Consider the following 24,882-nt stretch of genomic DNA (forward strand, 5'->3'; position numbering starts at 1 on the left):
TATGCCGTAGCCATGTGGCTTATATATAGAGAGGCCGTGCGAAACAGCGTGAGCTGTTTCGCATCAACGGTGTTTCAGACGAAGCAGAGCGACAGTGGCTCGGCGATATAGGCGGGTTTTTCCTGGCCTTCGATTTCCAGGGTGGCGGTGGCCTTGAGCAACCCCTGGCCGGGTTTCTTTTCGGTGACCTCGGTGAGGTCGACCTTGAGTCGCACCTTGGAGTTGACCTTGACCGGCTGGATGAAACGCACGCTGTCCAGGCCGTAGTTGACCACCATCTTCAGGCCTTCAGGCAACACCAGGATGTCTTCCATCAGCTTGGGAATCAGTGACAGCGAGAGGAAACCATGGGCGATGGTGCCGCCAAAGGGGGTTTGCGCAGCCTTGACCGGATCGACGTGGATAAACTGGAAATCGCCAGTCGCCTCGGCAAACAGGTTGATGCGCTCCTGGTCGATGGTGAGCCATTCGGAACGTCCGAGTTCCTTCCCGACATAATCTTTGAGCTCTGCAACAGGAACGTAGGGCATTGAGACTCTCCTTGGTTTATCGGTTTTATAGTTTTTCACGGGGTGGGGACGGTGCCCTGACAACCACTTTAGATCATCATGGCCAATTGCTTGGGTCAACCATCCATGCTTTTGGCGAATGCCGGTCCATAGCCCTTGCGTGCTTATAATGCGCGACGCGTTTTTGCTGGAGAGTGGGGATGTTGTTACGCGGTCTGACATGGCTGGTGCTGTTCCAATTGCTCGGCACGGCGATCAATCATCTGTTTCTGCCGATACTGCCGGGGCCTATCGTCGGCCTGCTGCTGATGCTGATCTTCCTGATTGCACGGGGCGAAGTCGGGGAGCCCCTGAGCCTCGCGGCCAGCAGCCTGCTGCGTTACCTGCCGTTGTTGCTGGTGCCGCCGGCCGTGGGCGTGATGGTCTACGCCAAAGACATTGCCGCCGATTTCTGGGCGATTGTCGGTGCACTGGTGCTGTCCCTGGTGATTTCCATGGCCTTTGTCGGCGTGCTGATGCAGAAGCTGGTCAAGCGCCAGGCGCGGCGGGAGGAAGGGCAATGACGTTCGACTGGCAAGGTGCCTGGGCGGCCGTGATCCACCACCCGTTGTTTGGCATCGGCATTACCCTGGGGGCTTATCAACTGGTGCTGGCGGCGTTCGAGAAAACCCGCTGGATCTTTCTGCAGCCGGTGCTGGTGTCGATGCTGCTGGTCATCGGCGTGCTGCTGGGCTGTGGCCTGACGTACGCCGAGTACCGTAAGAGCACCGAGATCCTGAGTATTCTGCTGGGCCCGGCCACGGTGGCACTGGCTGTGCCGCTTTATCTGAATCTGCGGCGGATCCGGCAATTGTTCTGGCCGATATTTACTACGCTGGTGGTGGGTGGCGTGGTCGCTACCGGACTTGGCGTATTGCTGGGCTGGTGGTTTGGCGCCGAGCACATGATCTTGATGACCATGGCGCCCAAGTCGGTGACTTCGCCGATTGCCATGCTGGTGGCCGAGCAGATCGGTGGTGTGGCGGCCCTGGCGGCGGTGTTCGTGCTGATAACCGGGGTCATCGGGGCTATTTTCGGCCCGAGCATTTTGAATCGCCTGGGTGTCCATAGTCCCGAGGCGCGCGGCATGGCCCTGGGCATGACGGCGCATGCCGTGGGCACCTCGGTGGCCTTGCAGGAAAACGAAGAGTGCGGTGCCTTTGCGGCGCTGGCGATGAGTCTGATGGGCGTGGCCACGGCGGTATTCCTGCCGCTGGCGGTGTCGTTGGTGGTTTAAGGATTTTTTATGAGCCTGGCGCTTTTTCCGCTGAATACCGTGCTGTTTCCGCAGTGCATCCTCGATCTGCAGATTTTCGAGGCGCGCTACCTGGACATGATCGGCCGCTGCATGAAACAGGGCAGTGGTTTTGGCGTGGTCTGCATCCTCGAAGGCGAGGAGGTCGGCAACGTGCCGGAAGGTTATGCGCTGATCGGCTGCGAAGCGTTGATCACCGATTTTCATCAACAGGACAATGGCCTGCTGGGCATTCGGGTCAAGGGTGGGCGGCGTTTTCGGGTGCTCAGCAGCGAGGTGCAGAAGGACCAACTGGTGGTCGCCCAGGTCGAGTGGCTCGACGAGGCTCCGGAGCAACCGTTGCAGGATGAGGACGCCGACCTGATCGCCTTGCTCAAGGCGCTGGCCGAGCATCCGATGGTCGAGGCCTTGAACATGGGCACGGAAGCCACCGGCCAGCAGTCGCTGGCGAACCAGTTGGCCTATCTGCTGCCATTTTCAGAGCTGGACAAGCTGGACCTGCTGCAACTGGATGATCCGCAGCAACGCCTGGATGCGATCCAGGCGCTGTTGGATGAGTTGCAGGGCGAGCTTTTCGCCTGATCTCTGAATGTTGGGCTGCAAGTTCAGCGTGACGGCCCTTGCCACCACTCTCTAGCGGATTTCCTCAATAGGCGTAGCGCAGCAGGGCGTGGGGCAGGTGCCGCATGGCCATGAATGCGCACAGCGCAATCATGCTCGGCAGCACCAGCCACCAGACCCTGGCTGGCATTGCCGGCAAAGGCGTCTGACGCTGGCTCAGGGCCAGGCTGGCGGCACAGACGCAGGTCGCGAGCATCGCGCCGGCCAGAATATCGGTCGGCCAATGCGCCCCGAGGTAGACCCGCGACAAGGCGATCGAAGCGGCCGGCAGGCAGCCCAGCAGCAGCCAGGTCAGGCGCATCCTGGGTGGCTGGCCGCGCCCGGCAAGCACCGCCAGGGTCAGGAACAAGGCAAAGGCGCCGGAAGAATGCCCGCTGGGCATGCTGTAGCTGGTCAGTGGATCGGTCAGCACCTCGGGGCGGACCCGGGCGAAGAACCACTTGCTGCCGGTGTTGGCCAGAGCGGTGAACATCAGTGTGGCGCCGGCGAAGATCGCCTGCCGCCATTGGCGGGCAATCAACAGCAGCAGGGTGAGCACGCCGCTGATGATGAACATGGCTCGGAACTCGCCGATCTGCGTGACCATCACCATGATCCGGTCCAGGGAGGCGCTGCGATGCTCCTGCACCAAGGCAATCAGGCCCTGATCGAACTGGATCAGGTAGGGGTAGCCGATAAACAGCCCGGCCAGGATCACCAGGCTCATCACACTCATGATCAAGGTGGCATTGCGGTGTCGACGCAGGCTGCTGGTAATGCTCAGGCCCACCAGCACGGCGATGCTGCCGACCACGACTCCCGCCTCGGGCCAGAAACCCTCGGGCAGCGGCAGGCGTATCGCGGCGCCGGTGGCCCAGCCGGGCAGCAGGTAGGCAACGGTCCAGCCGGCAGCGGCCAGCAGGCTGACGGCAATAAAGCGGGGGAAGGGCATGTCGAACATGCCGGCGACCATCGGCAGCATCGGCCGCAACGGCCCGATAAAACGACCCACCAGCAGGCTGGCGATGCCATAACGCTGAAAATACGCTTCGGCGCCGCTGATCCATTGCGGGTGTTGGCGCAGCCCGGGCAGTCGACGAATGCTCTGATGAAAATGTCTGCCGAGCAGGTAGGAAACGACGTCGCCCAGCAGCCCCCCGAGGAACCCTAGCAGCAGGGTTTCGCCCAGGGACAACGCGCCGTTGCCCGCCAGCACGGCAATCGCGAATAGCAGCACCGTGCCGGGCACGATCAGGCCGGCAATCGCCAGGCACTCGACACAGGCCACAATAAATACCGCGGCGGCCAGCCACTGCGGGTTGGCCGTCAACCAGGTGGTCATGCCATCGAGCCATGGGCCCATAGAGTCAACTCCGTCATGTGCACATTGAACGCAGAAGCGCGCCAGATCGCGATAGCGCTATCGCGGGCAGGTTCGTTGCTGCGGGATTTCAGTCGAGCAGAAAGTAATCGCGTCCTTCGACTTGGCCGCGACGCAAGGGGTTCCGCGTGCAATAAGGCGCGTAGGACGCATCGACGAAGCGGTACATCAAATGCTCGTCGCGGCCGTGGGGAATGCCCAGGCGAGTGGTCTGGATAATCTGTCCAACCGGGGTGCCGACATCTTCGACAAACAGCAGCTCCTGATCAAAGCGCTTGGCATCCCAGATTGGGACTTTCAAGCCCAAGGCCTTGCACAGCAGGGTCTGGCCGGCGCACAGCTTTTGCGAGGGGCGGGGGCTGCCACTGGCATCGGGGTTGTTGAGCAGCATTTGCGCCAGGCTGGCCGGGCCAGAGACCGCGTCGACCCAGGGGTAGGCCGATTTTATCAGCACCGCGTTGCCCGGACCCTGAGCGCTGAAATTCAGCGAATCGCCGCCGCGGGCGTAATACATGTAGATGTGGCCGCCATCCAGAAACAAAGCTTTACGCTTTTCTGTGTAGCCGAGGGAGGCGTGGCTGCCTTTTTCCTCGCAGTAATAGGCTTCGGTCTCGATAATGCGCGCCGATAACCACAGGCCGTCGAATTTATGCCGGATGATTTTGCCCAGCAGTTCGCGGGCCAGCAGTTGCGCATCACGGTCGAAGAAGCTGTCAGGCAGGGCGTTGGGCAGGTCTGCGTTGGTCAGAATGGACATGGTGGCAACGGTGGGCGACGAGAAATGTGACGCAATGATATCAACATCAGCCTTAACTCATGCTTAACGAGCGCTATTTGCCCTCCATTTTGACCATCCGCCCGTGACCGCTGTCCGTGGGCCGATGCGACAGCTATAATCTGCCGCTTTCCTCTTTGCCAAGACCACACCAGACCATGACTGAGTCCGTTCTTGACTACATGACCCGTTTGGGTCGCGCTGCCCGCGAAGCTTCGCGTGTCATCGGCCGTGCCAGCACTGCGCAGAAAAACCGTGCGCTGAATGCTGCTGCCGCTGCTTTGGACGCCGCTCGTCCAGAACTGACCGCTGCCAACGAGCAGGACCTGGCTGCCGGTCGGGCCAATGGTCTGGAACCGGCCATGCTAGAACGTCTGGCGCTGACCCCGGCCCGTATCGACGGCATGATCGTTGGTCTGCGCCAGGTGGCTAGCCTGCCGGACCCGGTGGGCGCGATCCGCGATATGAGCTACCGGCCTTCGGGTATCCAGGTCGGCAAAATGCGCGTGCCGCTGGGTGTGGTTGGCATCATTTACGAATCACGGCCGAACGTGACCATCGATGCCGCGAGCCTGTGCCTGAAGTCGGGTAACGCGACCATCCTGCGTGGCGGCTCCGAGGCCATCCACTCCAATCGCGCCATCGCCCTGTGCATCCAGCGCGGCCTGGCCGAAGCCGGCTTGCCGGCGGCCGTGGTCCAGGTGGTCGAAGTGACCGACCGGGCGGCTGTCGGTGCCTTGATCACCATGCCGGAATACGTCGACGTGATCGTACCGCGCGGTGGCAAGGGCCTGATCGAACGCGTTAGCCGTGACGCCCGCGTGCCGGTGATCAAGCATCTGGACGGCATCTGCCACGTTTATGTCGGTGCTCACGCGGACCTGGCCAAGGCCCAGCGCATTGCCTTCAACGCCAAGACCTACCGTTATGGCATCTGCGGCGCGATGGAAACCCTGCTGGTGGATCAAGCTGTGGCTGCCGATTTCTTGCCGGCGATGGCTGCGCAGTTCCGCGAGAAGGGTGTCGAGTTGCGGGGTTGCGAGCGTACTCAGGCCATCATCGACGTGATTGCTGCAACCGAAGAAGACTGGAATACCGAGTACCTGGCACCGATTCTGTCGATCCGCGTGGTGGACGACCTGGGCCAGGCCATTGAGCACATCAACCATTACGGCTCGCACCACACGGACTCGATCGTCACTGAACACCAGGGTGAAGCCCGGCGTTTTGTAGCTGAGGTCGACTCCAGTTCGGTGATGATCAACACCCCGACCTGCTTCGCCGATGGCTTTGAATACGGATTGGGTGCGGAGATTGGCATTTCTACTGATAAGCTGCACGCCCGCGGCCCGGTAGGTCTCGAAGGCTTGACCTGCGAGAAATACATCGTGGTCGGTGATGGCCAGTTGCGTGGACAGGAGTCGGTCTGACTTGGGCGACCTTGGCCAGCCAGCCGTTCTGCCCGTCAGCGAACCCCGGCCCAGACGCATTGGCGTACTCGGCGGGACGTTCGACCCGGTGCATATCGGCCATTTGCGCGGTGCGCTGGAAGTGGCCGAATCGCTGACTCTTGATGAATTGCGCCTGACACCCAGTGCCAGGCCGCCTCATCGCAACACGCCGCAGGTATCGGCGTTGGACCGTCTGGCGATGGTCGAGTGCGCGGTCACGGGGGTATCACCGTTGGTGGTGGACGACCGTGAGCTGAAACGGGACAAACCGTCCTACACCCTCGACACCCTGGAACTGATGCGGGCCGAGTTGGCCGCGGATGACCAGTTGTTTCTGCTACTGGGCTGGGACGCTTTTTGCGGCCTGCCCACCTGGCATCGCTGGGAGGAGTTACTCCAGCATTGCCACATCCTGGTGCTGCAACGCCCGGATGCCGACAGCGAACCGCCGGATGCGTTGCGCAACCTGCTGGCAGCGCGGTCGGTAAGTGACCCCTTGGCCCTGACCGGGCCAAGCGGGAATATTGCATTCGTCTGGCAGACCCCGCTTGCGGTGTCTGCCACCCAGATCCGTCAACTGCTGGCCAGCGGTAAGTCGGTACGTTTCCTGGTGCCTGACGCGGTCCTGGCCTACATCGATGCGCACGGGCTTTACCGTGCGTCGAACTGAAAAGGCGCGCTTGAAGGCACGAATAGTCGTGTATTGAAGCGCCCGAACATACGAGCAAAACGAGTTTTATATGACGAACAACGACGTAAACAAAGTTAAGCGCAAAGGCACGTTCAAGAGTGCCCCGCTGCCTGAAAAAGTCATCATCGGCGAGCCCCTCAAGGGCGAAGAGCTGGTCAAGGTTGCCGTAGCGGCCCTGGAAGACGTCAAGGCCCAGGACGTGCTGGTCATCGATGTGCGTGACAAGCAAAGCATTACTGACTACATGATCATTGCCACCGGTACCTCCAACCGTCAGATCGGCGCGATGCTGGACAAGGTTCGCGAAGCCGTGAAGGCCCTGGGCGTCAAGCCGCTGGGTGAAGAAGGCAAGGGCGACAGCGACTGGGTGTTGTTGGACATGGACGACGTGATCGTTCACATGATGACCTCCAACGCCCGTCAGTTCTACGACCTGGAGCGCCTGTGGAAAGGCGCCGAGCAGAGCCGTGCCGCCGATGGCAAGCACCACAGCCCGGAAGTGGGTCACGAGCATTTCAACAAGCTCAACAAAGACCAGGAATAAGGAACGGCTGTGCGCCTGCGTCTGATCGCTGTCGGTTCACGCATGCCCAAGTGGGTGGAAGAGGGCTGGCATGAATATGCCAAGCGCTTGCCGTCCGAGCTGGCGCTGGAACTGGTGGAAATACCGCTCAATACCCGGGGCAAGAACGCCGACGTGGCACGCTTTATCCGTCAGGAAGGCGAAGCCATGTTGGCCAAGGTCGGCCCCAACGAGCGGATTGTCACCCTCGAGGTGCACGGCAAGCCCTGGAGCACCGAGCAACTGGCGGTCGAACTGGACCGCTGGCGGCTCGATTCGCGCACGGTCAACTTCATGGTCGGCGGCCCGGAAGGGCTGGCGCCGGAAGTCTGTGCGCGGGCGGATCAGCGCTGGTCGCTGTCGCCGCTGACCTTACCCCACCCGCTGGTACGCATCCTCATCGGTGAACAGCTGTATCGCGCCTGGACAGTCCTGTCCGGGCACCCTTATCACAAGTAGCCCTGCGCCCTAATGTCCCAGCCGATCCGCATCAAGGACCACGAGAAAGACGCCCGTCTGGTGCGTGGCCGGGTCGTGTTCGGTGCAATTGCAGTGGTGTGCCTGATCGGGGTGCTGATAGCGCGGTTGTATTTTCTGCAGGTCATCCAGTACGAGTACCACTCGACCCTGTCGGAAAACAACCGCGTCCATGTGCAGCCGATTCCACCGACCCGCGGCCTGATTTTTGACCGCAACGGCGTCGTGGTGGCGGATAACCGGCCGAGCTTCAGCCTGAGCATGACCCGCGAGCGCTCCGGCGACTGGCGCCAGGTCCTCGATGTGATTGTCGAGGTGCTGGAGCTGACGCCGGAGGACCGCGTGCTCTTCGAAAAGCGCATGAGCCAGGGGCGGCGGCCATTCGAACCGGTGCCGATTCTGTTTGAGCTCAACGAAGAGCAGATCGCCCGGATCGCGGTCAACCAGTTCCGCCTGCCGGGCGTGGAAGTGGTGGCCCAGTTGGTGCGCCATTACCCCCAGGGCGCGCACTTTGCGCACTCGGTGGGCTACATGGGGCGGATCAACGAGAAAGAGCTGAAGTCCCTGGATCCGGTCAACTACAGCGGCACTCACCATATCGGCAAGACCGGTATCGAGCGCTTCTACGAGCCGGAGTTGCACGGCCAGGTGGGCTACGAAGAAGTCGAGACCAACGCCCGCGGCCGCGTGCTGCGGGTGCTCAAGCGCACCGATCCGATTCCTGGCAAAGACATTGTCCTGAGCCTCGACATCAAGCTGCAGGAAGCCGCCGAACTGGCTCTGGGCGGGCGTCGTGGCGCGGTGGTGGCGCTGGATCCCACCACCGGTGAAGTGCTGGCGATGGTCAGCCAGCCAAGCTTCGACCCGAACCTGTTCGTGACCGGCATCAGCTTCAAGGCCTATGCCGAGTTGCGCGATTCGATCGATCGTCCGCTGTTCAACCGGGTGCTGCGCGGCCTTTATCCGCCGGGCTCGACCATCAAACCAGCGGTGGCGATTGCCGGTCTCGATTCGGGCGTGGTCACGGCCTCGACCCGGGTCTTCGATCCGGGTTATTACCAATTGCCCAATTACGATCACAAGTACCGCAACTGGAACCGCACCGGTGACGGCTATGTCGACCTGGACACGGCGATCATGCGTTCCAACGACACCTACTTCTATGACCTGGCCCACAAGCTGGGGATCGATCGATTGTCGGCCTACATGAACAAGTTCGGTATCGGGCAAAAGGTGTCCCTGGACATGTTCGAGGAATCCCCAGGGCTGATGCCGTCCCGTGAATGGAAGCGCGCCACGCGGCGCCAGGCCTGGTTCCCGGGGGAAACCCTGATTCTCGGGATCGGCCAGGGCTATATGCAGTCGACCCCTTTGCAACTGGCCCAGGCCACTGCGCTGGTGGCCAGCAAGGGCAAGTGGAACCGCCCGCACCTGGCCAAGACCATCGAGGGCGAAAAGCCGGTGGATGAAAACCCGATGCCGGACATCGTCCTGCGTGACCCGTCGGACTGGACCAAGGTCAATCACGGCATGCAGCAGGTGATGCACGGCGCTCGCGGTACCGCGCGCAAGGCGGCAGTCGGCGCGCAGTATCGGATCGCCGGCAAGAGTGGTACCGCCCAGGTGGTCGCCATCAAGCAGGGCGAGAAGTACGACCGCTCCAAAGTCCAGGAACGCCACCGCGACCACGCCCTGTTTGTCGGGTTTGCCCCGGCGGACAACCCCAGAATCGTGGTCTCGGTCATGGTCGAGAACGGTGAGTCGGGTTCCGGCGTCGCGGCCCCGGTAGTGCGTCAGATCATGGATGCCTGGCTGCTTGGCCAGGACGGTCAGCTCAAGCCCGAGTTCGCCAGCCCTATCAGCGCGGAGGCTACGGCCCGTGAAGAGTAATTTTGATCGCATCCTCTCCAGCGAGGATGTGATGCGGCGTCGCGCGACTCTGTTGCAGCGCATGCACATCGATGGACCGTTATTGATCCTGCTGCTGACCCTGGCGGCCGGCAGCCTGTTTGTCCTGTACTCGGCCAGCGGCAAGAGCTGGGACCTGCTGGCCAAGCAGGCGACCTCGTTCGGCATCGGCCTGGTGTCGATGATCGTGATCGCCCAGTTCGAGCCGCGCTTCATGGCGCGCTGGGTACCGCTGGCCTATGTGTTCGGCGTGGTACTGCTGGTGGTGGTAGATGTCATGGGGCACAACGCCATGGGCGCCACCCGCTGGATCAACATCCCGGGGGTGATTCGCTTCCAGCCGTCGGAATTCATGAAGATCATCATGCCCGCGACCATTGCCTGGTACCTGGCCAAGCGCACCCTGCCGCCGCAACTCAAGCACGTGGGGATCAGCCTGGTGCTGATCGGTATTCCGTTCATTCTGATCGTGCGCCAGCCCGACCTCGGCACCTCACTGCTGATTCTCGCCGGCGGCGCCTTCGTGCTGTTCATGGGTGGGCTGCGCTGGCGCTGGATCCTCAGCGTGCTGGCGGCGGCGGTGCCGGTGGCGGTGGCGATGTGGTTCTTTATCATGCACGACTACCAGAAACAGCGGATCCTGACCTTCCTCGATCCGGAGAGCGATCCGCTCGGCACCGGCTGGAACATTATCCAGTCCAAGGCGGCCATCGGTTCCGGCGGCGTATTTGGCAAAGGCTGGTTGTTGGGCACTCAGTCGCACCTGGACTTTCTCCCGGAAAGCCACACCGACTTCATCATTGCGGTGATGGGCGAGGAATTCGGTCTGGTGGGCATCTGCGCGCTGCTGCTGATCTATCTGTTGTTGATCGGTCGCGGGCTGGTGATTACCGCCCAGGCGCAGACGCTGTTCGGTAAATTGCTCGCCGGCAGCCTGACCATGACGTTTTTTGTTTACGTTTTCGTCAACATCGGTATGGTCAGTGGCCTGTTGCCGGTTGTAGGGGTGCCGTTGCCGTTCATTAGCTACGGAGGAACTTCGCTGGTGACACTGCTGTCAGCGTTTGGGGTTTTGATGTCGATCCATACCCATCGTAAGTGGATCGCGCAGGTTTGAAAAAGGTGAAGAATTCAATGCAAGTAATGCGTGGCTGGGCCGCTCGGTATGCACCGTGGGTCGGTCTGGTAGGCATCCTTGGTGCAACGCAGGAAGCGTTGGCCGGCGATTACGAGGGTTCGCCGCAAGTGGCCGAGTTCGTGGGTGAAATGACCCGCGATTATGGTTTTGCAGGCGAGCAGCTGATGGGTGTGTTCCGCGAAGCTGAACGCAAGCAATCGATTCTGGACGCCATTTCAAGGCCTGCCGAGCGCGTCAAGCAATGGAAAGAATACCGGCCAATGTTCATCACCGACGCGCGCATTGCCCGCGGGGTGGACTTCTGGCGTCAGCACGAAGCCGCATTGGCCCGTGCCGAGCAGGAATATGGCGTGCCGGCCCAGGTGATAGTGTCGATTATCGGCGTTGAGACCTTTTTTGGTCGAAATACCGGTAATTACCGGGTGATCGATGCTTTATCAACCCTGAGTTTCGATTATCCGCCGCGCGCCGAATTCTTCCGCAAGGAGCTGCGCGAATTTTTGCTGCTGGCCCGTGAAGAACAGGTTGACCCCTTGACGCTCAAGGGCTCCTACGCCGGGGCCATGGGGTTGCCGCAGTTCATGCCGAGCAGCTTTCGCGCGTACGCTGTGGATTTCGACGGTGACGGCCACATTAATATCTGGACCAATCCGGACGATGCCATTGGCAGCGTCGCAAGCTACTTCAAGCGCCACGGCTGGGTTGCCGGCGAGCCGGTGGTCAGCCGCGCCGATGTGCGCGGCGATCAGGTCGATGAAGGCCTGACCACCGGCATCGAGCCGACGAAAACCGTCGGGGAGTTGCGGGCCCTGGGCTGGTCGAGTCATGATGCGCTGCGCGATGATTTGCCCGTCACCGCCTTCCGCCTGGAAGGCGACAATGGCCCGGAATACTGGATGGGCCTGAAGAATTTTTACGCGATCACGCGTTATAACCGCAGCGTGATGTACGCCATGGCCGTACATCAGTTGTCTGAACAGCTGGTCCAAGCACGGGGCGTCAAGTAATGCCGGCATCGCCAATTCGCAAACCCCTGAAGCTGGTGGCTTTCGCCGCGTTGTCCTTGCTGGTGGTCAGTTGCTCGACGAGTCGAGCGCCGCAACAGAAATCCTCGACCGCGGTGCGTTCCGCCCCGGGCCTGGATATCAACCGTGCCCACAAGGACGGCGCGCCCTGGTGGGATGTCGACGTTTCACGCATTCCCGATGCCACCCCGACCCTGCACACCGGGCCCTACAAGGCCAACCCTTATACGGTGCTGGGCAAGACCTATTTCCCGATGGCCGAATCCAAGCGCTATGTCGCGTCGGGTACGGCGTCCTGGTATGGCACCAAGTTTCACGGGCAGAACACCGCCAATGGCGAGGTATATGACCTGTATGGCATGAGCGCGGCGCACAAGACACTGCCGCTGCCCAGTTACGTGCGGGTGACCAACCTGGACAACAACAAGACCGTGATTCTGCGGGTCAACGATCGTGGGCCGTTCTACTCCGATCGCATCATCGACCTGTCCTACGCCGCAGCGAAAAAGCTCGGGTATGCCGAGACCGGCACCGCGCGGGTCAAGGTTGAAGGCATCGATCCCCAGGAATGGTGGGCCCAGCGTGGTCGCCCGGCGCCGTTGATGCTCAATGAACCGCAGGTGGCGCAGAATGCCGCGCCGACGGTCACGGCATCGACTGGCACGGTAGAACAATGGACGCCGCCGCCCCAGCAGCACGCTGCCGCCGTGGTGCCGGTGCAGCTGGAGGCCAAGAAAGCGGCTGCTTCCCCAGCCTCTGGCCAGTATCTGCAGGTGGGCGCCTTCGCCAACCCGGATGCTGCCGAATTGCTGAGGTCGAAGTTGAGCGGAATGGTGAGCGCCCCGGTGTTCATCAGTTCGATCGTGCGTAATCAGCAGACCCTGCACCGGGTGCGCCTGGGGCCGATCGGCTCGCCGGGTGAGATTCAGCAAGTGCAGAACAGCGTGCGCCTGGCCAATCTGGGTCAGCCGAGCGTCGTGACTGCCGAGTGATTTTTTGATTCAGGGTCTGCCCGCGTGCGGGTGGCCTAGGTTGTTGGCTCTGTGAACAACAAAAACCCGGCAAGGGTCAGTGAGTGAACAACTGAACACGCGACAGCCCGTCAGAAGGCTGTCTGATTAGTTTTGCCCGAGAGGGCAAGTTTCCATTAGCTACTTCGAGAGACGGATGAACATCACCACCTTTGCCAAACGCCTGTGCCTGCTTGTTCCGCTGATCATCACGCCCGCTGCCTGGGCGGTAGAGGCGATGCCGTCGCCACCGCAACTGGCCGCCAAGTCCTATGTGCTCATGGATGCCAGCAGCGGTAACGTGCTGGTGGAGAACAATGGTGACCAGCGTCTGCCGCCAGCCAGCCTGACCAAGCTGATGACAGCCTACATCGCGACCCTGGAAATCCGTCGCGGCCAGATCGGCGAGAACGACCCGGTGACCGTCAGCGAGAACGCCTGGCGCACCGGCGGTTCGCGGATGTTCATCAAGGTCGGTTCGCAGGTGACCGTCAGCGACCTGCTGCACGGCATCATCATCCAGTCGGGTAACGACGCCAGCGTTGCGGTTTCCGAGCACATTGCCGGCAGCGAAGACGCATTCGCCGACATGATGAACAAGACGGCCGGCGACCTGGGCATGAGCAACAGCCACTTCATGAACCCGACCGGCCTGCCGAACCCCGAGCACTACTCGTCGGCCCACGACATGGCGGTGCTGGCTCGCGCGATCATCCACGAAGACCCGGCTCACTATGCGATCTACTCGCAGAAAGAGTTCTTCTGGAACGGCATCAAGCAACCTAACCGCAACCTGCTGCTGTGGCGCGACAAGACTGTCGACGGTCTGAAAACCGGCCATACCGACGAGGCCGGCTACTGCATGGTGTCCTCGGCCGTGCGTGATGGCATGCGTCTGATCGCGGTGGTCTTCGGCACCAACAGCGAACAGGCTCGCGCCGCCGAGACCCAGAAGCTGCTGACCTACGGTTTCCGCTTCTTCGAAACCCAGACCTTCTATCAGAAAGGCACCGAGCTGGCCCAGGCACCGGTCTGGAAAGGCACCACCCACCAAGTCAAGGCCGGCCTGGCTGAAGACCTGACCATGACCATGCCCAAGGGCCAGCTGAAGAAGCTCGCCGCCAGCATGACCATGAACCCTCAACTGGTCGCGCCTATCGCCAAGGGCGACGTGATCGGCAAGGTTGAGGTCAAACTGGACGACAAGGTCGTACACAGCGCCGACCTGATCGCTCTGGAAGCGGTCGAGGAAGGTGGTATCTTCCGCCGCATGTGGGATAGCATCCGTCTATTCTTCTACGGCTTGTTCAACTGATTACTGTTGTCGACGGACATGGGCCCTGCTCTGAAACAGACCAGGGCCCATGTCCGTCGCCACGGCTTACGAGGCCGTTTTGCCATGACAGACACTGAAGTAAAGGCGCCAAAGATCGAATTCCCTTGCGCGGATTACCCGATCAAGGTGATTGGCGACACCGGTGTGGGTTTCAAGGACAAGATCATCGCGATCCTTGAGAAGCACGCCACCGTTGACCACAAGACCCTGGCCGAACGCCAGAGTACCAACGGCAAGTACACGACTATCCAGCTGCACATCATCGCCACCGGTCAAGAACAGCTGTACGACATCAACAGCGAGTTGCGGGCTACCGGTTTCGTACACATGGTGCTGTGATGCAGCAACCGCTCGGCTTTCGCGAGCTTGGCCGGATGGATTACGAGCCGGTCTGGCACGCCATGCAGCGTTTTACCAATGAGCGCGGCAGTGATGCCGCCGATGAAATCTGGCTGGTCGAGCATTCACCGGTGTTTACTCAAGGCCAGGCCGGCAAGGCGGAACACCTGCTGATTCCCGGGGATATCCCGGTGGTCCAGGCGGATCGAGGCGGGCAGGTGACCTATCACGGTCCCGGCCAGCTGGTGGCTTACCTGCTGCTGGATGTGCGCCGACTCGGGTTCGGTGTGCGCGAGCTGGTCAGCCGGATGGAATGCTGCCTGATCGAGTTGCTGGCCAGTTATGGCGTGACAGCGGCAGCCAAGCCGGATGCGCCTGGCGTGTACGTTAACGGGGCGAAAATCGCCTCCCTGGGCCTGCGGATTCGCCATGGTTGCTCCTTTCATGGCCTGGCCCTGAATGTGGATATGGATCTTGAGCCGTTTCGACGGATTAACCCCTGCGGCTATGCCGGGCTGGCGATGACCCAGCTGCGCGAGCACACAGGGACGATTGAATTTGCCGAGGTAAGTGCCCGGCTGCGCGCGCAGCTCGTCAAACACCTCGACTATGCTGAGCAGACGACCCTAACGGGCGGAATCGACTGATATGACTACTGCGCAAGACGCTGTGCAAACCATGATCCCGACGCTCGATATCACCGAGCGCCCGGCCCCGCGTGCCAAGGTTGAAGCCGGCGTCAAGCTGCGCGGCGCCGAAAAGGTTGCACGCATCCCGGTGAAGATCATTCCGACCACCGAGCTGCCGAAGAAGCCGGACTGGATTCGCGTACGGATTCCGGTGTCCCCGGAAGTCGATCGCATCAAGGCCTTGCTGCGCAAGCACAAGCTGCACAGCGTTTGCGAAGAGGCCTCCTGCCCTAACCTGGGCGAATGCTTCTCCGGCGGCACCGCGACCTTCATGATCATGGGTGACATCTGCACCCGTCGTTGCCCGTTCTGTGACGTCGGCCACGGCCGTCCGAAACCACTGGATGTCAACGAGCCGGAAAGCCTGGCCATCGCCATTGCCGACCTGCGTCTGAAGTACGTGGTGATCACCTCGGTCGACCGTGATGACCTGCGTGACGGCGGTGCTCAGCACTTTGCCGACTGCATCCGCGAAATCCGTAAATTGTCGCCGAATGTACTGCTCGAAACTCTGGTTCCGGATTACCGCGGCCGGATGGACGTGGCACTGGCAATCACCGCTGCCGAGCCACCGGATGTGTTCAACCACAACCTGGAAACCGTGCCGCGCCTGTACAAGGCTGCGCGTCCGGGTTCGGACTACCAGTGGTCGTTGACCCTGCTGCAGAAATTCAAGCAGATGATGCCGCTGATCCCGACCAAGTCCGGCTTGATGCTGGGCCTGGGCGAGACCGACGATGAAGTGATCGAAGTCATGAAGCGCATGCGCGAACACGACATCGACATGCTGACCCTGGGCCAGTACCTGCAGCCGTCGCGCAGCCACTTGCCGGTCCAGCGCTTCGTGCACCCGGACACCTTCGCCTGGTTCGCCGAGGAAGGTTACAAGATGGGCTTCAAGAACGTCGCCTCGGGCCCGCTGGTGCGTTCGTCGTACCACGCCGACGAGCAGGCGAAACTGGTCAAGGCCAGCCTGGTCTCCTGATTCGCGACCGGTAAAAGCGCCCGCAAGGCTTGCCTTGTGGGCGTTTTCGTTTCTGCGGTATCGACATCACCTTTCTTTGCAGATAAATCCCAGGTCTTTCCAGGCATTCCGGGGCTTTTTTTGCTCAGCAATCCTGTCTACTGTGAGCCACACAATCCACGTCGGGAGAACCATGGATGACCACCCAGCCGATTGAAACATTGCTCGCCCATCTGCCGGTGCCGGCCCTGCTGCCTGAAGGGCAGATCGGCCTGATCGCACCTGCCGGACCCGCAGCCCTGGATGTGGATAAAGCCGTGCAATGGATGCGCGCGCGGGGCTATGCATTGCGGATCTTCCCGGGCGTGGGTGAGGCTGACGGCTACCTGGCGGGCAGCGACGAGGTGCGGTTGCAGGACCTGCACGCGGCCTTTGCCGACAAGGCGATCGGCGCCATTCTCTGCCTGCGTGGGGGCTACGGCAGCCCGCGGTTACTGGACCGGATCGACTACGACCTGCTGCGGCGCAATCCCAAGCCGTTTATCGGCTACAGCGATATCACCGCCTTGCACCTGGCGATACACCGTTATGCGGGATTCGTGACCTTTCACGGGCCGATGCTCAACGCCGACCTGTTGGGCGGCAAGCAGGCACCGACCGAGGCTTCGTTGTTCGGCATGCTGCGCGGCCAGTTCAAGGCCGGCAGCGTGCTGGCGCATCCGGTGGCCTATCCCTTGAACACCATCGAGCCGGGAATTGCCTGTGGCCAGCTGCTGGGGGGCAACCTGTCGATGATTGCGGCGACCATGGGCACGCCCTACGAGATCAATGCCCAGGACGTTATTCTCTTCATCGAAGACATCAATGAGCCGCTCTACCGCATCGACCGTCTGCTGACTCACCTGCGCCTCGCGGGCAAGCTGCAGCAGTTGCGGGGGGTGTTGGTCGGGGATGTGGCGGGAGTGGACCCCGAGGCTCTTGCACGCCTGCTCAAGCAGACCTTTGCCCCCCTGCGCATTCCGGTACTTGCCGGGTGGCGCAGTGGCCATTGCGATCCCAACCTGACCTTGCCGCTCGGGGCTTTGGTCAGGCTGGATGCGGGTGAGCAGCAACTGGTCCTGGAGCAGGACGTGGTGCTGAGGTAGCGCGATGGGCCAGGGACGTGCTCCCTGGCCGTCTCTGGTCATTGATTGCGCAGGTTTTCCAGCAACTTATGGGTCGGGTAGCCATCTGCCGGCCAGCCGAATGATTGCTGCGCGCTGCGGATCGCCTTGCGGGTATTGGCGCCGATGATGCCGTCTGCAGTGCCTGCGTCGTAGTTGCGGGCGCTCAGCAGGTTTTGCAACTCGATACGCTCGGAGCGGCTCAGTGGCAGGTCATCCTTGGGCCAGGCGCCGCTGATCAGGCCGGCACCGGTGAAGCGTTCGGAAAGCAGATTGACTGCCAGCGCGTAGGACGACGAGTTGTTGTACTTGAGCACTGCACGGAAGTTATCGAGGATCAGGAACGCCGGTCCCCGGTAACCCGCTGGCAATAGCAGGGCTGCTGAGAGGTGTTCCGTACCCGCCGGCAGATTGCTGCCGTTGGGCAGCTTCAGGCCCAGCTTTGCCCATTCGGCGACACTTTTACGGATGGCGCCGTCGGCCAGGGAGTAATCGAAGTTATCGGCCAATCGCACCTCGAAGCCCCAGGGTTGGCCTTTTTGCCAGCCCGAGCTTTGCAGGTAATGGGCGGTCGAGGCCAGGGCATCAGCCGGGCTATTCCAGATGTCGCGACGGCCGTCGCCGTCGAAGTCCACGGCGTGGGTGTTATAGGTGGTCGGAATGAACTGGGTCTGGCCCATGGCGCCAGCCCAGGAGCCGAGCATCTTTTCCGGCTGGATGTCGCCCTGCTGGAGGATCTGCAGGGCGGCAATCAGTTGGCTGTTGGCGAAGGCTGGACGCCGTCCCTCATAGGCCAGGGTTGCCAGGGAGCGAATGACCGACTTGTTGCCCTGGAAGTCGCCGAAATTGCTTTCCATGCCCCAGACGGCCACCAGTGCCTGGCGGTCGACGCCGTAGCGCTGTTCGATCTTTTGCAGAGTGTCAGCGTATTGGGTGAGCAGGGCCTGGCCTTTGCGCACTCGCAGCGGTGATACCGCACCGTCCAGGTATTCCCATACCGGCCGGCTGAATTCCGGCTGGCTACGGTCGGCCTTGATCACGCTCATGTCTGGAGTAATGCCGACGAAAGCGCGATCGAACAGTTCGGCACGGATGCCAGCATTCAAGGCTTCGACGCGGAACCCGGCCTGCCATTCAGCGAAGGTCTGGGTGGGTTGGATATCCAGATTGTCGACGGTCAGCGGAGCGATAGTCGCAGGAGCTGCCAGTGGGGCGGCTTGAAGGTTGGGCAGTGGCTGGGCGTCGGCGGCTGTAGGTTTTTCCGCGCAGGCGACAAGCAGAATAAGACTGGAGGCGGCGGCCAGTTGGCGAAGGCGCCAATGACGGGAATTACGGAAGGGCATGCACAGGTCCAGGGAATACGAATCAGGTGCAGACCTTACCATGCCAAAGGGGAGCTTGCCTTCAGGCGGCCAGAAAGTAAGAAGCCTCCCAGCTTTTAGACTGGAAGGCTTCGCGGCGGTAGCTGCCTTTGCCCTTGGCGGGTTGTTCCTGACGGCTGCGGAACAGTGGCTGGGCAATGATGGATTTGGCCTTGTTGGGGCCATGCTTGGATGGCTTGCTCATGGGATCTCTCGCTGTGCTGGTGAGTTGTACGGCGCAGATGATCGGCCAGAGTTCGGCTGTTGTCCAGCCCCTGTGATGTGTAGGTGATTTCGCCAGTGATCGCTTATCGAGAGCGGGCAGGCACTGTCAGTTACTCCGCCGGCAGTGCCAGGCGTTGCCCCGACATCAGCAGCGACAGGCGGCTCAAGCTGCTCCAGGGCGAGCCAGCGGCCTGGCCCTTGATCTGGGCATCGATACGCTGGGCATCCAATAGCAGTTGTCCCCAGCGTTGCGCCGAATAGCGTTGCAGGGCTTTGCTCATCAGCGGCTTGCGTTTGTCCCAGACTGGGGGGCGGGCTTGGCTGAAGACTTTATCCAGGGGCACGCCCTGGCTGAATTGCAGCGACAGATTACCCAGCAACCGCAGTTCCCGGGACAGCGCCCAGAGAATCACCGGAGGCTCAACGCCTTCACCGCGCAGGCCTTCGAGCATGCGCAAGGCGTGCGCGGCTTCGCCATTGAGAATGGCGTCCACCAGCCCGAACACATCGAACCGAGCGCTGTCGGCAACCGCAGCCTGCACGGTCTCGACGGTCAGTTGTCCGCCTTCGGCCATCAGCTTGAGTTTTTCGATTTCCTGGGCGGCGGCCAGCAGGTTGCCTTCGACCCGTGCGGCAATCAGTTCAACCGCGTCCTGGCTGGCAGAAAGCCCAGCCTGGGACAGGCGCTGGCGAATCCACTGTGGCAGCTGGTTGGCGTCCACTGGCCAGATCTGCACGAACTGAGTCTGCTCGCCTTCGACCAGGGCCTTGCCCCACTTGGTCTTCTGCGCGCTGCCATCGAGCTTGGGCAGACTGATAAGCAGCAAGGTGTCTTCGGCAGGGCGTGAGCAGTACTCGATCAGCGCTGCTGCGCCCTTGTCGCCGGGCTTGCCCGACGGCAGGCGCAGCTCCAGCAAGCGCTTTTCGGCGAACAGCGACATGCTTGCGCCGGCTTGCAGCAGCGTGCCCCAGTCGAAACTGGCATCGGCGCTGAACACCTGGCGTTCGTCATAGCCTTGCTGGCGGGCCGCGGTGCGGATCGCGTCGGCAGCTTCCTGGCACAGCAACGGGTCATCGCCACTGATCACATAGACCGGTGCGAGGCTGCCTTGCAGGTGTTTACCGAGTTGGGCGGGGGTGAGTTTCATAAAGAAGGGCAAGCGGGGCGCCTGGGCGCCCCGCAATGCTTACTGGTTCGGCAACTGCATTGGCGACTGTTGCGGAGTTTCCGCTTCAGCCTTCTGTGCCGCTTCCAGGGCGTCGGCGTCGGCCTTGGCCTTGTTCCTCGCCGTCTGCTCAAGCTGCTGCAGTTGCTCCGGGTGCAGCAGTTGCAGGCGTAATACCATGCGCTGCACCAGGTCACGGCGCATTTCCTTGCGCACTTCGATCGCCTCCTGGTCGGTACCTACCAGGTTGCTGCCGTCGTGGATATAGACCTTCTGTACTTGCATTTTGTCATCGAGCAACACGAGGTTATCGCTGCTGAGGATCTGGTAGTTCAGTACGTTAGTGATCTCATACTCGGTGGAACGACCGGCGCCGGCGTAGCTGAGGCTGCGCTGGCTTTCCTGTTCATTGGTCAGTACCAGCTTGTACGGCGCGCCAGTGTGGATCTCGATGCCACTGTTCTGCAGTATCTGACGCAGGAGGGTGACGGTTTCGCCATAGGCGTTGCGTGCACTCAGGTCGAGTTCCTTGAACGCCATGTCGTAGTTGCCGGTGCCGCGCAGCTGGAAGCCGCAGGCGCTTAGCAGTACAGCCAGGCCCATCACCAGCAGATTGCGTTTGATCATCTTGTTGCTCCCCTTGAAACCATGTGGGCCGACTTTGCGGCCCTGGAGGTTTTATGCGGTGCCAGGTCAATGACCTGGCACCTGATCCAATTAGCTAGCGACGATATTGACCAGTTTGCCGGGCACGACGATCACTTTGCGAATCGTCAGGCCTTCGGTGAAGCGCAGCACGTTCTCGTTGCTGCGAGCAGCGGCTTCGACCTCTTCGCGGCTGGCGCTGGCCGGCATTTCGATCTGCCCGCGCAGCTTGCCATTCACTTGGATGACCAGTTGCAGCGTGTCCTGTACCAGGGCGCTGTCATCCTGTACCGGCCAGCCGGCGTCGATCACCGCGCCACTGTGGCCCAAGCGGTTCCACAGATCGTGGCTGATGTGCGGCGTGATTGGCGCCAGCAACAGGACGACAGTTTCCAGGCCTTCCTGAACCAGTGCGCGGTCCTGTTCGGTGATTTGCGGTGCTTTTTCCAGCACGTTCATCAGCGTCATCACCTGGGCGATGGCCGTGTTGAATTTGTGATTCTGGCCCACGTCCTGGCTGGCCTGGCGGATAGCCAGGTGGGTGCTGCGACGAATGACTTTTTGCTCATCGTTCAAGTTGGCCACGTCCAGTTTGCCTGGGAGACCCTGGCTGATATGGGCGTGCGCCAGGCGCCAGACGCGCTTGAGGAAGCGGTGCGAACCTTCAACGCCGGAGTCGGACCATTCCGCGCTCATGTCAGGCGGCGAGGCGAACATCATGAACAGGCGGCAGGTATCGGCGCCGAACTGGTCGATCATCGACTGAGGGTCGACGCCGTTGTTCTTGGACTTGGCCATCTTCTCGGTGCCACCGATCTCTACCGGCAGACCGTCGCTGATCAGCTTGGCACTGATCACCTTGGCTTTGCCATCACGCTCCAGCTCGACGTCGGCCGGGTTGAACCAGGTGTAGGCGCCATTGGCTTCGCGGCGATAGTAAGTCTCGGCAACCACCATGCCTTGGGTCAGCAGGTTCTTGAACGGTTCATCAGAGGTCACCAGGCCTTCGTCGCGCATCAGCTTGTGGAAGAAGCGCGCGTAAAGCAGGTGCAGGATCGCGTGTTCGATGCCGCCGATGTACTGATCCACCGGCAACCAGTGGTCAGCCGCGGCTTTTTCCACCAGGCCGCCTTCATAGTGTGGCGAGGCGTAGCGGGCGTAGTACCACGAGGACTCGACGAAGGTGTCCATGGTGTCGGTTTCACGCTTGGCCGGAGCACCGCATTTCGGGCAGGCGCATTCGTAGAACTCTGGCATGCGCGCCAATGGCGAACCGGCGCCGTCCGGCACCACGTCTTCGGGCAGCACGACGGGCAGTTGCTCTTCCGGGACCGGCACATCACCGCAGCTGTCGCAGTGGATGATCGGGATCGGGCAGCCCCAGTAGCGCTGGCGGCTGATGCCCCAGTCGCGCAGGCGGAACTGGGTACGCGAGGCACCCAGGTTTTTCTTGATCAGCGCCACTTCCATGGCGTCGAAGGCGCCTGCGAAGTCGAGACCATCGAACTCGCCGGAGTTGATCAGCGTGCCGTGCTCGCCATAGGCGTCTTGCCAGGGTGCCGGGTTGGTATCACCGGAGCTGGTGCGCACCACCGACTTGATCGGCAGGTTGTACTTGGTGGCGAATTCGAAATCGCGCTCGTCGTGTGCTGGAACAGCCATCACTGCGCCATCGCCGTAATGCATCAGCACATAGTTGGCGACCCACACCGGAAGTTTTTCACCGGTCAACGGGTGCTCGACGAACAGCGAGGTCGGCAGGCCTTTCTTCTCCTGGGTGGCGACATCGGCTTCCGCGACGCTGCCGCCTTTGCATTCGGCGATAAAAGCCTGCAGCTCAGGGTTGTTCTGGGCCGCCAGGGCCGCCAGTGGATGCTCGGCAGCCACGGCAACGTAAGTCGCGCCCATCAGGGTGTCCGGGCGGGTGGTGAAGACTTTCAGTACGCCCGCTTCGCCGATGGAGTCGACGTTGTACGGGAACTGCACTTCCATGCCGCGGGACTTGCCGATCCAGTTGCGCTGCATGGTCTTGACCTGCTCAGGCCAGCCCGGCAGATCGTCGAGGCTCGACAAGAGTTCATCCGCGTAGGCGGTGATCTTGAAGTAGTACATCGGGATTTCGCGCTTTTCGATCAGCGCGCCGGAACGCCAGCCGCGCCCGTCGATCACCTGCTCGTTGGCCAGCACGGTCTGGTCGATAGGGTCCCAGTTCACGGTGCCGTTTTTGCGGTAGATCACGCCTTTTTCGAACAGGCGAGTGAACAGCCATTGTTCCCAGCGGTAGTAATCCGGCTTGCAGGTGGTCACTTCACGGGACCAGTCCACGGCCAGGCCCAGGCTGCGCAGCTGGGTCTTCATGTAGGCGATGTTTTCGTAGGTCCACTTGGCGGGAGCCACGTTGTTCTTCATCGCGGCGTTTTCCGCCGGCATGCCGAAGGCGTCCCAACCCATGGGTTGCAGGACGTTTTTGCCCAGCATGCGCTGGTAGCGGGAGATGACGTCGCCGATGGTGTAGTTGCGCACATGCCCCATGTGTAGCTTGCCGCTGGGGTAAGGGAACATCGATAGGCAATAGAAAGTCTCCTTGCCTGGCTGTTCACTGACTTCAAAGGACTTTTGCTCATCCCAGAATGACTGGGCGGCGGCTTCAATTTCACGGGGCTGATATTGTTCGTGCATGGCTACTTTTGAACTGAATAGGGGTGGCCTAATCCTCTTCATTGCAACGTTGGGCGGTGATGGCGCCAGATACGGCGTTTTCGAGGCCCAGTCGAGCTGGAAGTGGAGTTACAGGAAGCGCCGTAGCATACATGACCGCGCTCTGCCGAGGGAAACCCTGATTGCGCGCCCTGGGCCGTTGGTCGCGGCGCCAGGCCGCTTTCATCTGCCCGGCTAAGCTGAAATTGGGGAGCAAGACTGATCTTCAATGAGGTGAGCGGATGGCTGAGTCGCAGCAAAAAGCTACAAAACCCGAGTTGTACGAAAAGCTTATAGATCGTTTGGCATTGGCGCTGGATGCAGCAAAAACGGCGGGTCGCTTGCGCGATGAGCGTCCCCTGGAGCTGGAGCTGGAGTTGCGAGGTCTGAGTCGCGCCGAGTTCGAGTTGGTCAAGGCGTATCTGGATCGCAGTGAGCGTATGACGCAGGCAGGCGTGCTGGAGAGTTTGAGGCAGTGCGCAGCGCCACGTTCAGCCAAAGTCATCTGGTTGAAAGACAGGCTGCCATTGAGGGAGCAGGTAAAGGCCCGTTCCCTGAGGTGCAAGTAGCCCTGAGCTGCTCGTTTTGGTCTGCCTCCGGCTGCTGGCGCGGGCCTTGAGGTTTGAAATTCATCTCGCGCCTGTTGTTGCAGGGCGTCTATCCACATAGGCTTTGGGCATCTTTGGAGATGCCCGATGCCCTTTCGTTATTTCATCAAACAATTGCTTTTGCCGCCCGGTGTCCTATTGCTGTTGCTGGCCGTTGCCTGGTGGTTTCGTAAAACGCGCCCACGCTTGGCCGGGCTGTGTTTTGCCCTTGGCCTGGGCGGTTTCTGGCTGATGAGTCTGCCGGTGATGGTGGAGTGGGGTGCCAGAGCCCTGGAGCGCGAGCCGGCGCTGGCGACAGATCAGTGGGCGGCGCTGGCCGAGCGGGCGGATGCGATTGTGGTGTTGGGTTCCGGGCGCGAACGGGGCGATCCGGCATGGGGGTATGACCAGCCCACCGGTGTGGGCCTCGAGCGTGAGCGCTATGCCGCGCGACTGGCCAAGGCCTCTGGCCTGCCGATATTGACCAGTGGCGGCTTGCACTATGGCACGCCGCCGACCGAGGCTGCGCTGATGGCCGAGTCGTTGATGGGGGACTTCGGGGTGGCGGTGCGCTGGCAGGAAGGGCGCAGCCGCACCACTTGGGAGAATGCTCAGTTCAGCGCCGAAGTGCTGTTGCCCCAGGGCATCAAGCGAGTGGTGGTCGTGACCCAGGCCTGGCACATGCCGCGTGCGGCCTGGAGCTTCGAGCAGGCAGGTTTTACCGTGGTGCCGGCGCCGGTGTGTTTTCTGGGGGTGGATAATGCGCGGCCGCTGGGCGGCTGGATGCCGGAGTTCAAGTCGATCTGGCAGAGCGGCCAGTTGTTGAACGAAGCCGTGGGGCAGGTGGGCTACAAGCTGTTCTATCGCTGAGGGCCGACAAGCCAGGGCC

Annotated in this window: 26 protein-coding genes; 18 read left to right on the forward strand and 8 right to left on the reverse strand. The window is 61.4% G+C overall.

Going from position 1 to position 24,882, the window contains the following annotated elements; genetic code table 11:
• Positions 1-74: 74 nt before the first annotated feature.
• The gene (locus MF4836_RS19550) at positions 75-530 is read right to left on the reverse strand and encodes a MaoC family dehydratase (RefSeq protein ID WP_078471639.1); all 456 of its coding nucleotides are present in this window, start codon (positions 528-530) and stop codon (positions 75-77) included.
• Positions 531-709: 179 nt separating this feature from the next.
• Here MF4836_RS19550 and MF4836_RS19555 point away from each other — a divergent pair, with 179 nt between their 5' ends.
• From MF4836_RS19555 to MF4836_RS19565, 3 genes are read left to right on the forward strand one after another with little or no spacing between them, the layout of a single operon-like run.
• Positions 710-1,072 carry a CidA/LrgA family protein gene (locus tag MF4836_RS19555; RefSeq protein ID WP_078471640.1) on the forward strand — a complete coding sequence of 121 codons (363 nt, stop codon included), beginning with the start codon at positions 710-712 and terminating at the stop codon, positions 1,070-1,072.
• A complete protein-coding gene (locus MF4836_RS19560) occupies positions 1,069-1,785 on the forward strand; it encodes an LrgB family protein (protein WP_020295270.1) in 717 nt (238 codons plus the stop codon). The genes MF4836_RS19555 and MF4836_RS19560 overlap by 4 nt, the downstream gene beginning before the upstream one ends.
• Positions 1,786-1,794: 9 nt before the next feature.
• A complete protein-coding gene (locus MF4836_RS19565; RefSeq protein ID WP_078471641.1) occupies positions 1,795-2,385 on the forward strand; it encodes an LON peptidase substrate-binding domain-containing protein in 591 nt (196 codons plus the stop codon).
• Positions 2,386-2,449: 64 nt separating this feature from the next.
• On the opposite strand, the gene MF4836_RS19570 is transcribed toward MF4836_RS19565, so the two are convergent.
• Both MF4836_RS19570 and MF4836_RS19575 read right to left on the reverse strand, forming a co-directional pair.
• Positions 2,450-3,766: a bifunctional DedA family/phosphatase PAP2 family protein gene (locus tag MF4836_RS19570; protein WP_078471642.1), complete on the reverse strand. Its 1,317-nt coding sequence runs from the start codon at positions 3,764-3,766 to the stop codon at positions 2,450-2,452.
• Positions 3,767-3,854: 88 nt separating this feature from the next.
• A complete protein-coding gene (locus MF4836_RS19575; protein WP_078471643.1) occupies positions 3,855-4,541 on the reverse strand; it encodes a DNA-3-methyladenine glycosylase in 687 nt (228 codons plus the stop codon).
• 176 nt (positions 4,542-4,717) lie between these two features.
• On the opposite strand from MF4836_RS19575, the gene MF4836_RS19580 reads away from it, so the two are divergent.
• The 13 genes from MF4836_RS19580 (at position 4,718) to MF4836_RS19640 (ending at position 17,294) form a co-directional block, all read left to right on the forward strand.
• Positions 4,718-5,989, forward strand: coding sequence for a glutamate-5-semialdehyde dehydrogenase (locus MF4836_RS19580; RefSeq protein WP_078471644.1), 1,272 nt, complete (start codon positions 4,718-4,720; stop codon positions 5,987-5,989).
• Positions 5,958-6,680 carry a nicotinate-nucleotide adenylyltransferase gene (gene nadD, locus MF4836_RS19585; RefSeq protein ID WP_238596166.1) on the forward strand — a complete coding sequence of 241 codons (723 nt, stop codon included), beginning with the start codon at positions 5,958-5,960 and terminating at the stop codon, positions 6,678-6,680. The genes MF4836_RS19580 and nadD overlap by 32 nt, the downstream gene beginning before the upstream one ends.
• A 70-nt stretch (positions 6,681-6,750) precedes the next feature.
• A complete protein-coding gene (rsfS, locus tag MF4836_RS19590) occupies positions 6,751-7,245 on the forward strand; it encodes a ribosome silencing factor (RefSeq protein WP_078471645.1) in 495 nt (164 codons plus the stop codon).
• 9 nt (positions 7,246-7,254) lie between these two features.
• Positions 7,255-7,722: a 23S rRNA (pseudouridine(1915)-N(3))-methyltransferase RlmH gene (rlmH, locus tag MF4836_RS19595; RefSeq protein ID WP_003185785.1), complete on the forward strand. Its 468-nt coding sequence runs from the start codon at positions 7,255-7,257 to the stop codon at positions 7,720-7,722.
• Positions 7,723-7,734: 12 nt separating this feature from the next.
• Positions 7,735-9,630: a penicillin-binding protein 2 gene (mrdA, locus tag MF4836_RS19600; RefSeq protein ID WP_078471646.1), complete on the forward strand. Its 1,896-nt coding sequence runs from the start codon at positions 7,735-7,737 to the stop codon at positions 9,628-9,630.
• 31 nt (positions 9,631-9,661) lie between these two features.
• The gene (rodA, locus tag MF4836_RS19605) at positions 9,662-10,765 is read left to right on the forward strand and encodes a rod shape-determining protein RodA (protein ID WP_078471647.1); all 1,104 of its coding nucleotides are present in this window, start codon (positions 9,662-9,664) and stop codon (positions 10,763-10,765) included.
• A gap of 17 nt (positions 10,766-10,782) precedes the next feature.
• On the forward strand, positions 10,783-11,793 hold the full coding sequence (gene mltB / locus MF4836_RS19610) for a lytic murein transglycosylase B (RefSeq protein ID WP_078471648.1): 1,011 nt from the start codon (positions 10,783-10,785) through the stop codon (positions 11,791-11,793).
• A complete protein-coding gene (locus MF4836_RS19615) occupies positions 11,793-12,803 on the forward strand; it encodes a septal ring lytic transglycosylase RlpA family protein (protein ID WP_078471649.1) in 1,011 nt (336 codons plus the stop codon). The genes mltB and MF4836_RS19615 overlap by 1 nt, the downstream gene beginning before the upstream one ends.
• A gap of 175 nt (positions 12,804-12,978) precedes the next feature.
• Positions 12,979-14,136, forward strand: a complete 1,158-nt coding sequence (locus MF4836_RS19620; RefSeq protein WP_078471650.1) for a D-alanyl-D-alanine carboxypeptidase family protein — start codon at positions 12,979-12,981, stop codon at positions 14,134-14,136.
• Positions 14,137-14,220: 84 nt separating this feature from the next.
• Positions 14,221-14,496, forward strand: a complete 276-nt coding sequence (locus tag MF4836_RS19625) for a DUF493 domain-containing protein (protein ID WP_008152827.1) — start codon at positions 14,221-14,223, stop codon at positions 14,494-14,496.
• On the forward strand, positions 14,496-15,143 hold the full coding sequence (lipB, locus tag MF4836_RS19630; protein ID WP_078471651.1) for a lipoyl(octanoyl) transferase LipB: 648 nt from the start codon (positions 14,496-14,498) through the stop codon (positions 15,141-15,143). The genes MF4836_RS19625 and lipB overlap by 1 nt, the downstream gene beginning before the upstream one ends.
• A 31-nt stretch (positions 15,144-15,174) precedes the next feature.
• Complete coding sequence (lipA, locus tag MF4836_RS19635) at positions 15,175-16,170, forward strand: lipoyl synthase (protein ID WP_161955756.1); 996 nt, start codon at positions 15,175-15,177, stop codon at positions 16,168-16,170.
• 176 nt (positions 16,171-16,346) lie between these two features.
• On the forward strand, positions 16,347-17,294 hold the full coding sequence (locus MF4836_RS19640; protein WP_078471652.1) for a S66 peptidase family protein: 948 nt from the start codon (positions 16,347-16,349) through the stop codon (positions 17,292-17,294).
• A 38-nt stretch (positions 17,295-17,332) separates the two neighbouring features.
• On the opposite strand, the gene MF4836_RS19645 is transcribed toward MF4836_RS19640, so the two are convergent.
• The 5 genes from MF4836_RS19645 to leuS form a co-directional block, all read right to left on the reverse strand.
• Positions 17,333-18,655, reverse strand: coding sequence for a lytic murein transglycosylase (locus tag MF4836_RS19645; protein ID WP_078471653.1), 1,323 nt, complete (start codon positions 18,653-18,655; stop codon positions 17,333-17,335).
• Between the two features lie 61 nt (positions 18,656-18,716).
• Positions 18,717-18,878: an alternative ribosome rescue factor ArfA gene (arfA, locus tag MF4836_RS19650; RefSeq protein ID WP_020295286.1), complete on the reverse strand. Its 162-nt coding sequence runs from the start codon at positions 18,876-18,878 to the stop codon at positions 18,717-18,719.
• Between the two features lie 130 nt (positions 18,879-19,008).
• Positions 19,009-20,046 (reverse strand): DNA polymerase III subunit delta, encoded by a 1,038-nt coding sequence (holA, locus tag MF4836_RS19655; protein ID WP_078471654.1) that lies wholly within the window; start codon positions 20,044-20,046, stop codon positions 19,009-19,011.
• 39 nt (positions 20,047-20,085) lie between these two features.
• Positions 20,086-20,691 carry an LPS-assembly lipoprotein LptE gene (locus MF4836_RS19660; protein WP_078471655.1) on the reverse strand — a complete coding sequence of 202 codons (606 nt, stop codon included), beginning with the start codon at positions 20,689-20,691 and terminating at the stop codon, positions 20,086-20,088.
• Between the two features lie 90 nt (positions 20,692-20,781).
• The gene (gene leuS / locus MF4836_RS19665) at positions 20,782-23,388 is read right to left on the reverse strand and encodes a leucine--tRNA ligase (protein WP_078471656.1); all 2,607 of its coding nucleotides are present in this window, start codon (positions 23,386-23,388) and stop codon (positions 20,782-20,784) included.
• A gap of 260 nt (positions 23,389-23,648) precedes the next feature.
• On the opposite strand from leuS, the gene MF4836_RS19670 reads away from it, so the two are divergent.
• Both MF4836_RS19670 and MF4836_RS19675 read left to right on the forward strand, forming a co-directional pair.
• Positions 23,649-23,975: a hypothetical protein gene (locus MF4836_RS19670; RefSeq protein ID WP_078471657.1), complete on the forward strand. Its 327-nt coding sequence runs from the start codon at positions 23,649-23,651 to the stop codon at positions 23,973-23,975.
• Positions 23,976-24,101: 126 nt separating this feature from the next.
• Complete coding sequence (locus tag MF4836_RS19675) at positions 24,102-24,863, forward strand: YdcF family protein (protein ID WP_078471658.1); 762 nt, start codon at positions 24,102-24,104, stop codon at positions 24,861-24,863.
• Positions 24,864-24,882: the final 19 nt, after the last annotated feature.

It is taken from the genome of Pseudomonas sp. MF4836 (assembly GCF_002018875.1).
In the GTDB taxonomy this organism is placed as follows: Bacteria; Pseudomonadota; Gammaproteobacteria; order Pseudomonadales; family Pseudomonadaceae; genus Aquipseudomonas.

Coding starts and splice junctions, on each gene's coding strand:
- MF4836_RS19550 (WP_078471639.1), bottom strand. CDS start 530: ATGCCCTACGTTCCTGTTGCAGAGCTCAAAGATTATGTCGGGAAGGAA.
- MF4836_RS19555 (WP_078471640.1), top strand. CDS start 710: ATGTTGTTACGCGGTCTGACATGGCTGGTGCTGTTCCAATTGCTCGGC.
- MF4836_RS19560 (WP_020295270.1), top strand. CDS start 1,069: ATGACGTTCGACTGGCAAGGTGCCTGGGCGGCCGTGATCCACCACCCG.
- MF4836_RS19565 (WP_078471641.1), top strand. CDS start 1,795: ATGAGCCTGGCGCTTTTTCCGCTGAATACCGTGCTGTTTCCGCAGTGC.
- MF4836_RS19570 (WP_078471642.1), bottom strand. CDS start 3,766: ATGGGCCCATGGCTCGATGGCATGACCACCTGGTTGACGGCCAACCCG.
- MF4836_RS19575 (WP_078471643.1), bottom strand. CDS start 4,541: ATGTCCATTCTGACCAACGCAGACCTGCCCAACGCCCTGCCTGACAGC.
- MF4836_RS19580 (WP_078471644.1), top strand. CDS start 4,718: ATGACTGAGTCCGTTCTTGACTACATGACCCGTTTGGGTCGCGCTGCC.
- nadD (WP_238596166.1), top strand. CDS start 5,958: ATGGCCAGTTGCGTGGACAGGAGTCGGTCTGACTTGGGCGACCTTGGC.
- rsfS (WP_078471645.1), top strand. CDS start 6,751: ATGACGAACAACGACGTAAACAAAGTTAAGCGCAAAGGCACGTTCAAG.
- mrdA (WP_078471646.1), top strand. CDS start 7,735: ATGTCCCAGCCGATCCGCATCAAGGACCACGAGAAAGACGCCCGTCTG.
- rodA (WP_078471647.1), top strand. CDS start 9,662: ATGCGGCGTCGCGCGACTCTGTTGCAGCGCATGCACATCGATGGACCG.
- mltB (WP_078471648.1), top strand. CDS start 10,783: ATGCAAGTAATGCGTGGCTGGGCCGCTCGGTATGCACCGTGGGTCGGT.
- MF4836_RS19615 (WP_078471649.1), top strand. CDS start 11,793: ATGCCGGCATCGCCAATTCGCAAACCCCTGAAGCTGGTGGCTTTCGCC.
- MF4836_RS19620 (WP_078471650.1), top strand. CDS start 12,979: ATGAACATCACCACCTTTGCCAAACGCCTGTGCCTGCTTGTTCCGCTG.
- MF4836_RS19625 (WP_008152827.1), top strand. CDS start 14,221: ATGACAGACACTGAAGTAAAGGCGCCAAAGATCGAATTCCCTTGCGCG.
- lipB (WP_078471651.1), top strand. CDS start 14,496: ATGCAGCAACCGCTCGGCTTTCGCGAGCTTGGCCGGATGGATTACGAG.
- lipA (WP_161955756.1), top strand. CDS start 15,175: ATGATCCCGACGCTCGATATCACCGAGCGCCCGGCCCCGCGTGCCAAG.
- MF4836_RS19640 (WP_078471652.1), top strand. CDS start 16,347: ATGACCACCCAGCCGATTGAAACATTGCTCGCCCATCTGCCGGTGCCG.
- MF4836_RS19645 (WP_078471653.1), bottom strand. CDS start 18,655: ATGCCCTTCCGTAATTCCCGTCATTGGCGCCTTCGCCAACTGGCCGCC.
- arfA (WP_020295286.1), bottom strand. CDS start 18,878: ATGAGCAAGCCATCCAAGCATGGCCCCAACAAGGCCAAATCCATCATT.
- holA (WP_078471654.1), bottom strand. CDS start 20,046: ATGAAACTCACCCCCGCCCAACTCGGTAAACACCTGCAAGGCAGCCTC.
- MF4836_RS19660 (WP_078471655.1), bottom strand. CDS start 20,691: ATGATCAAACGCAATCTGCTGGTGATGGGCCTGGCTGTACTGCTAAGC.
- leuS (WP_078471656.1), bottom strand. CDS start 23,388: ATGCACGAACAATATCAGCCCCGTGAAATTGAAGCCGCCGCCCAGTCA.
- MF4836_RS19670 (WP_078471657.1), top strand. CDS start 23,649: ATGGCTGAGTCGCAGCAAAAAGCTACAAAACCCGAGTTGTACGAAAAG.
- MF4836_RS19675 (WP_078471658.1), top strand. CDS start 24,102: ATGCCCTTTCGTTATTTCATCAAACAATTGCTTTTGCCGCCCGGTGTC.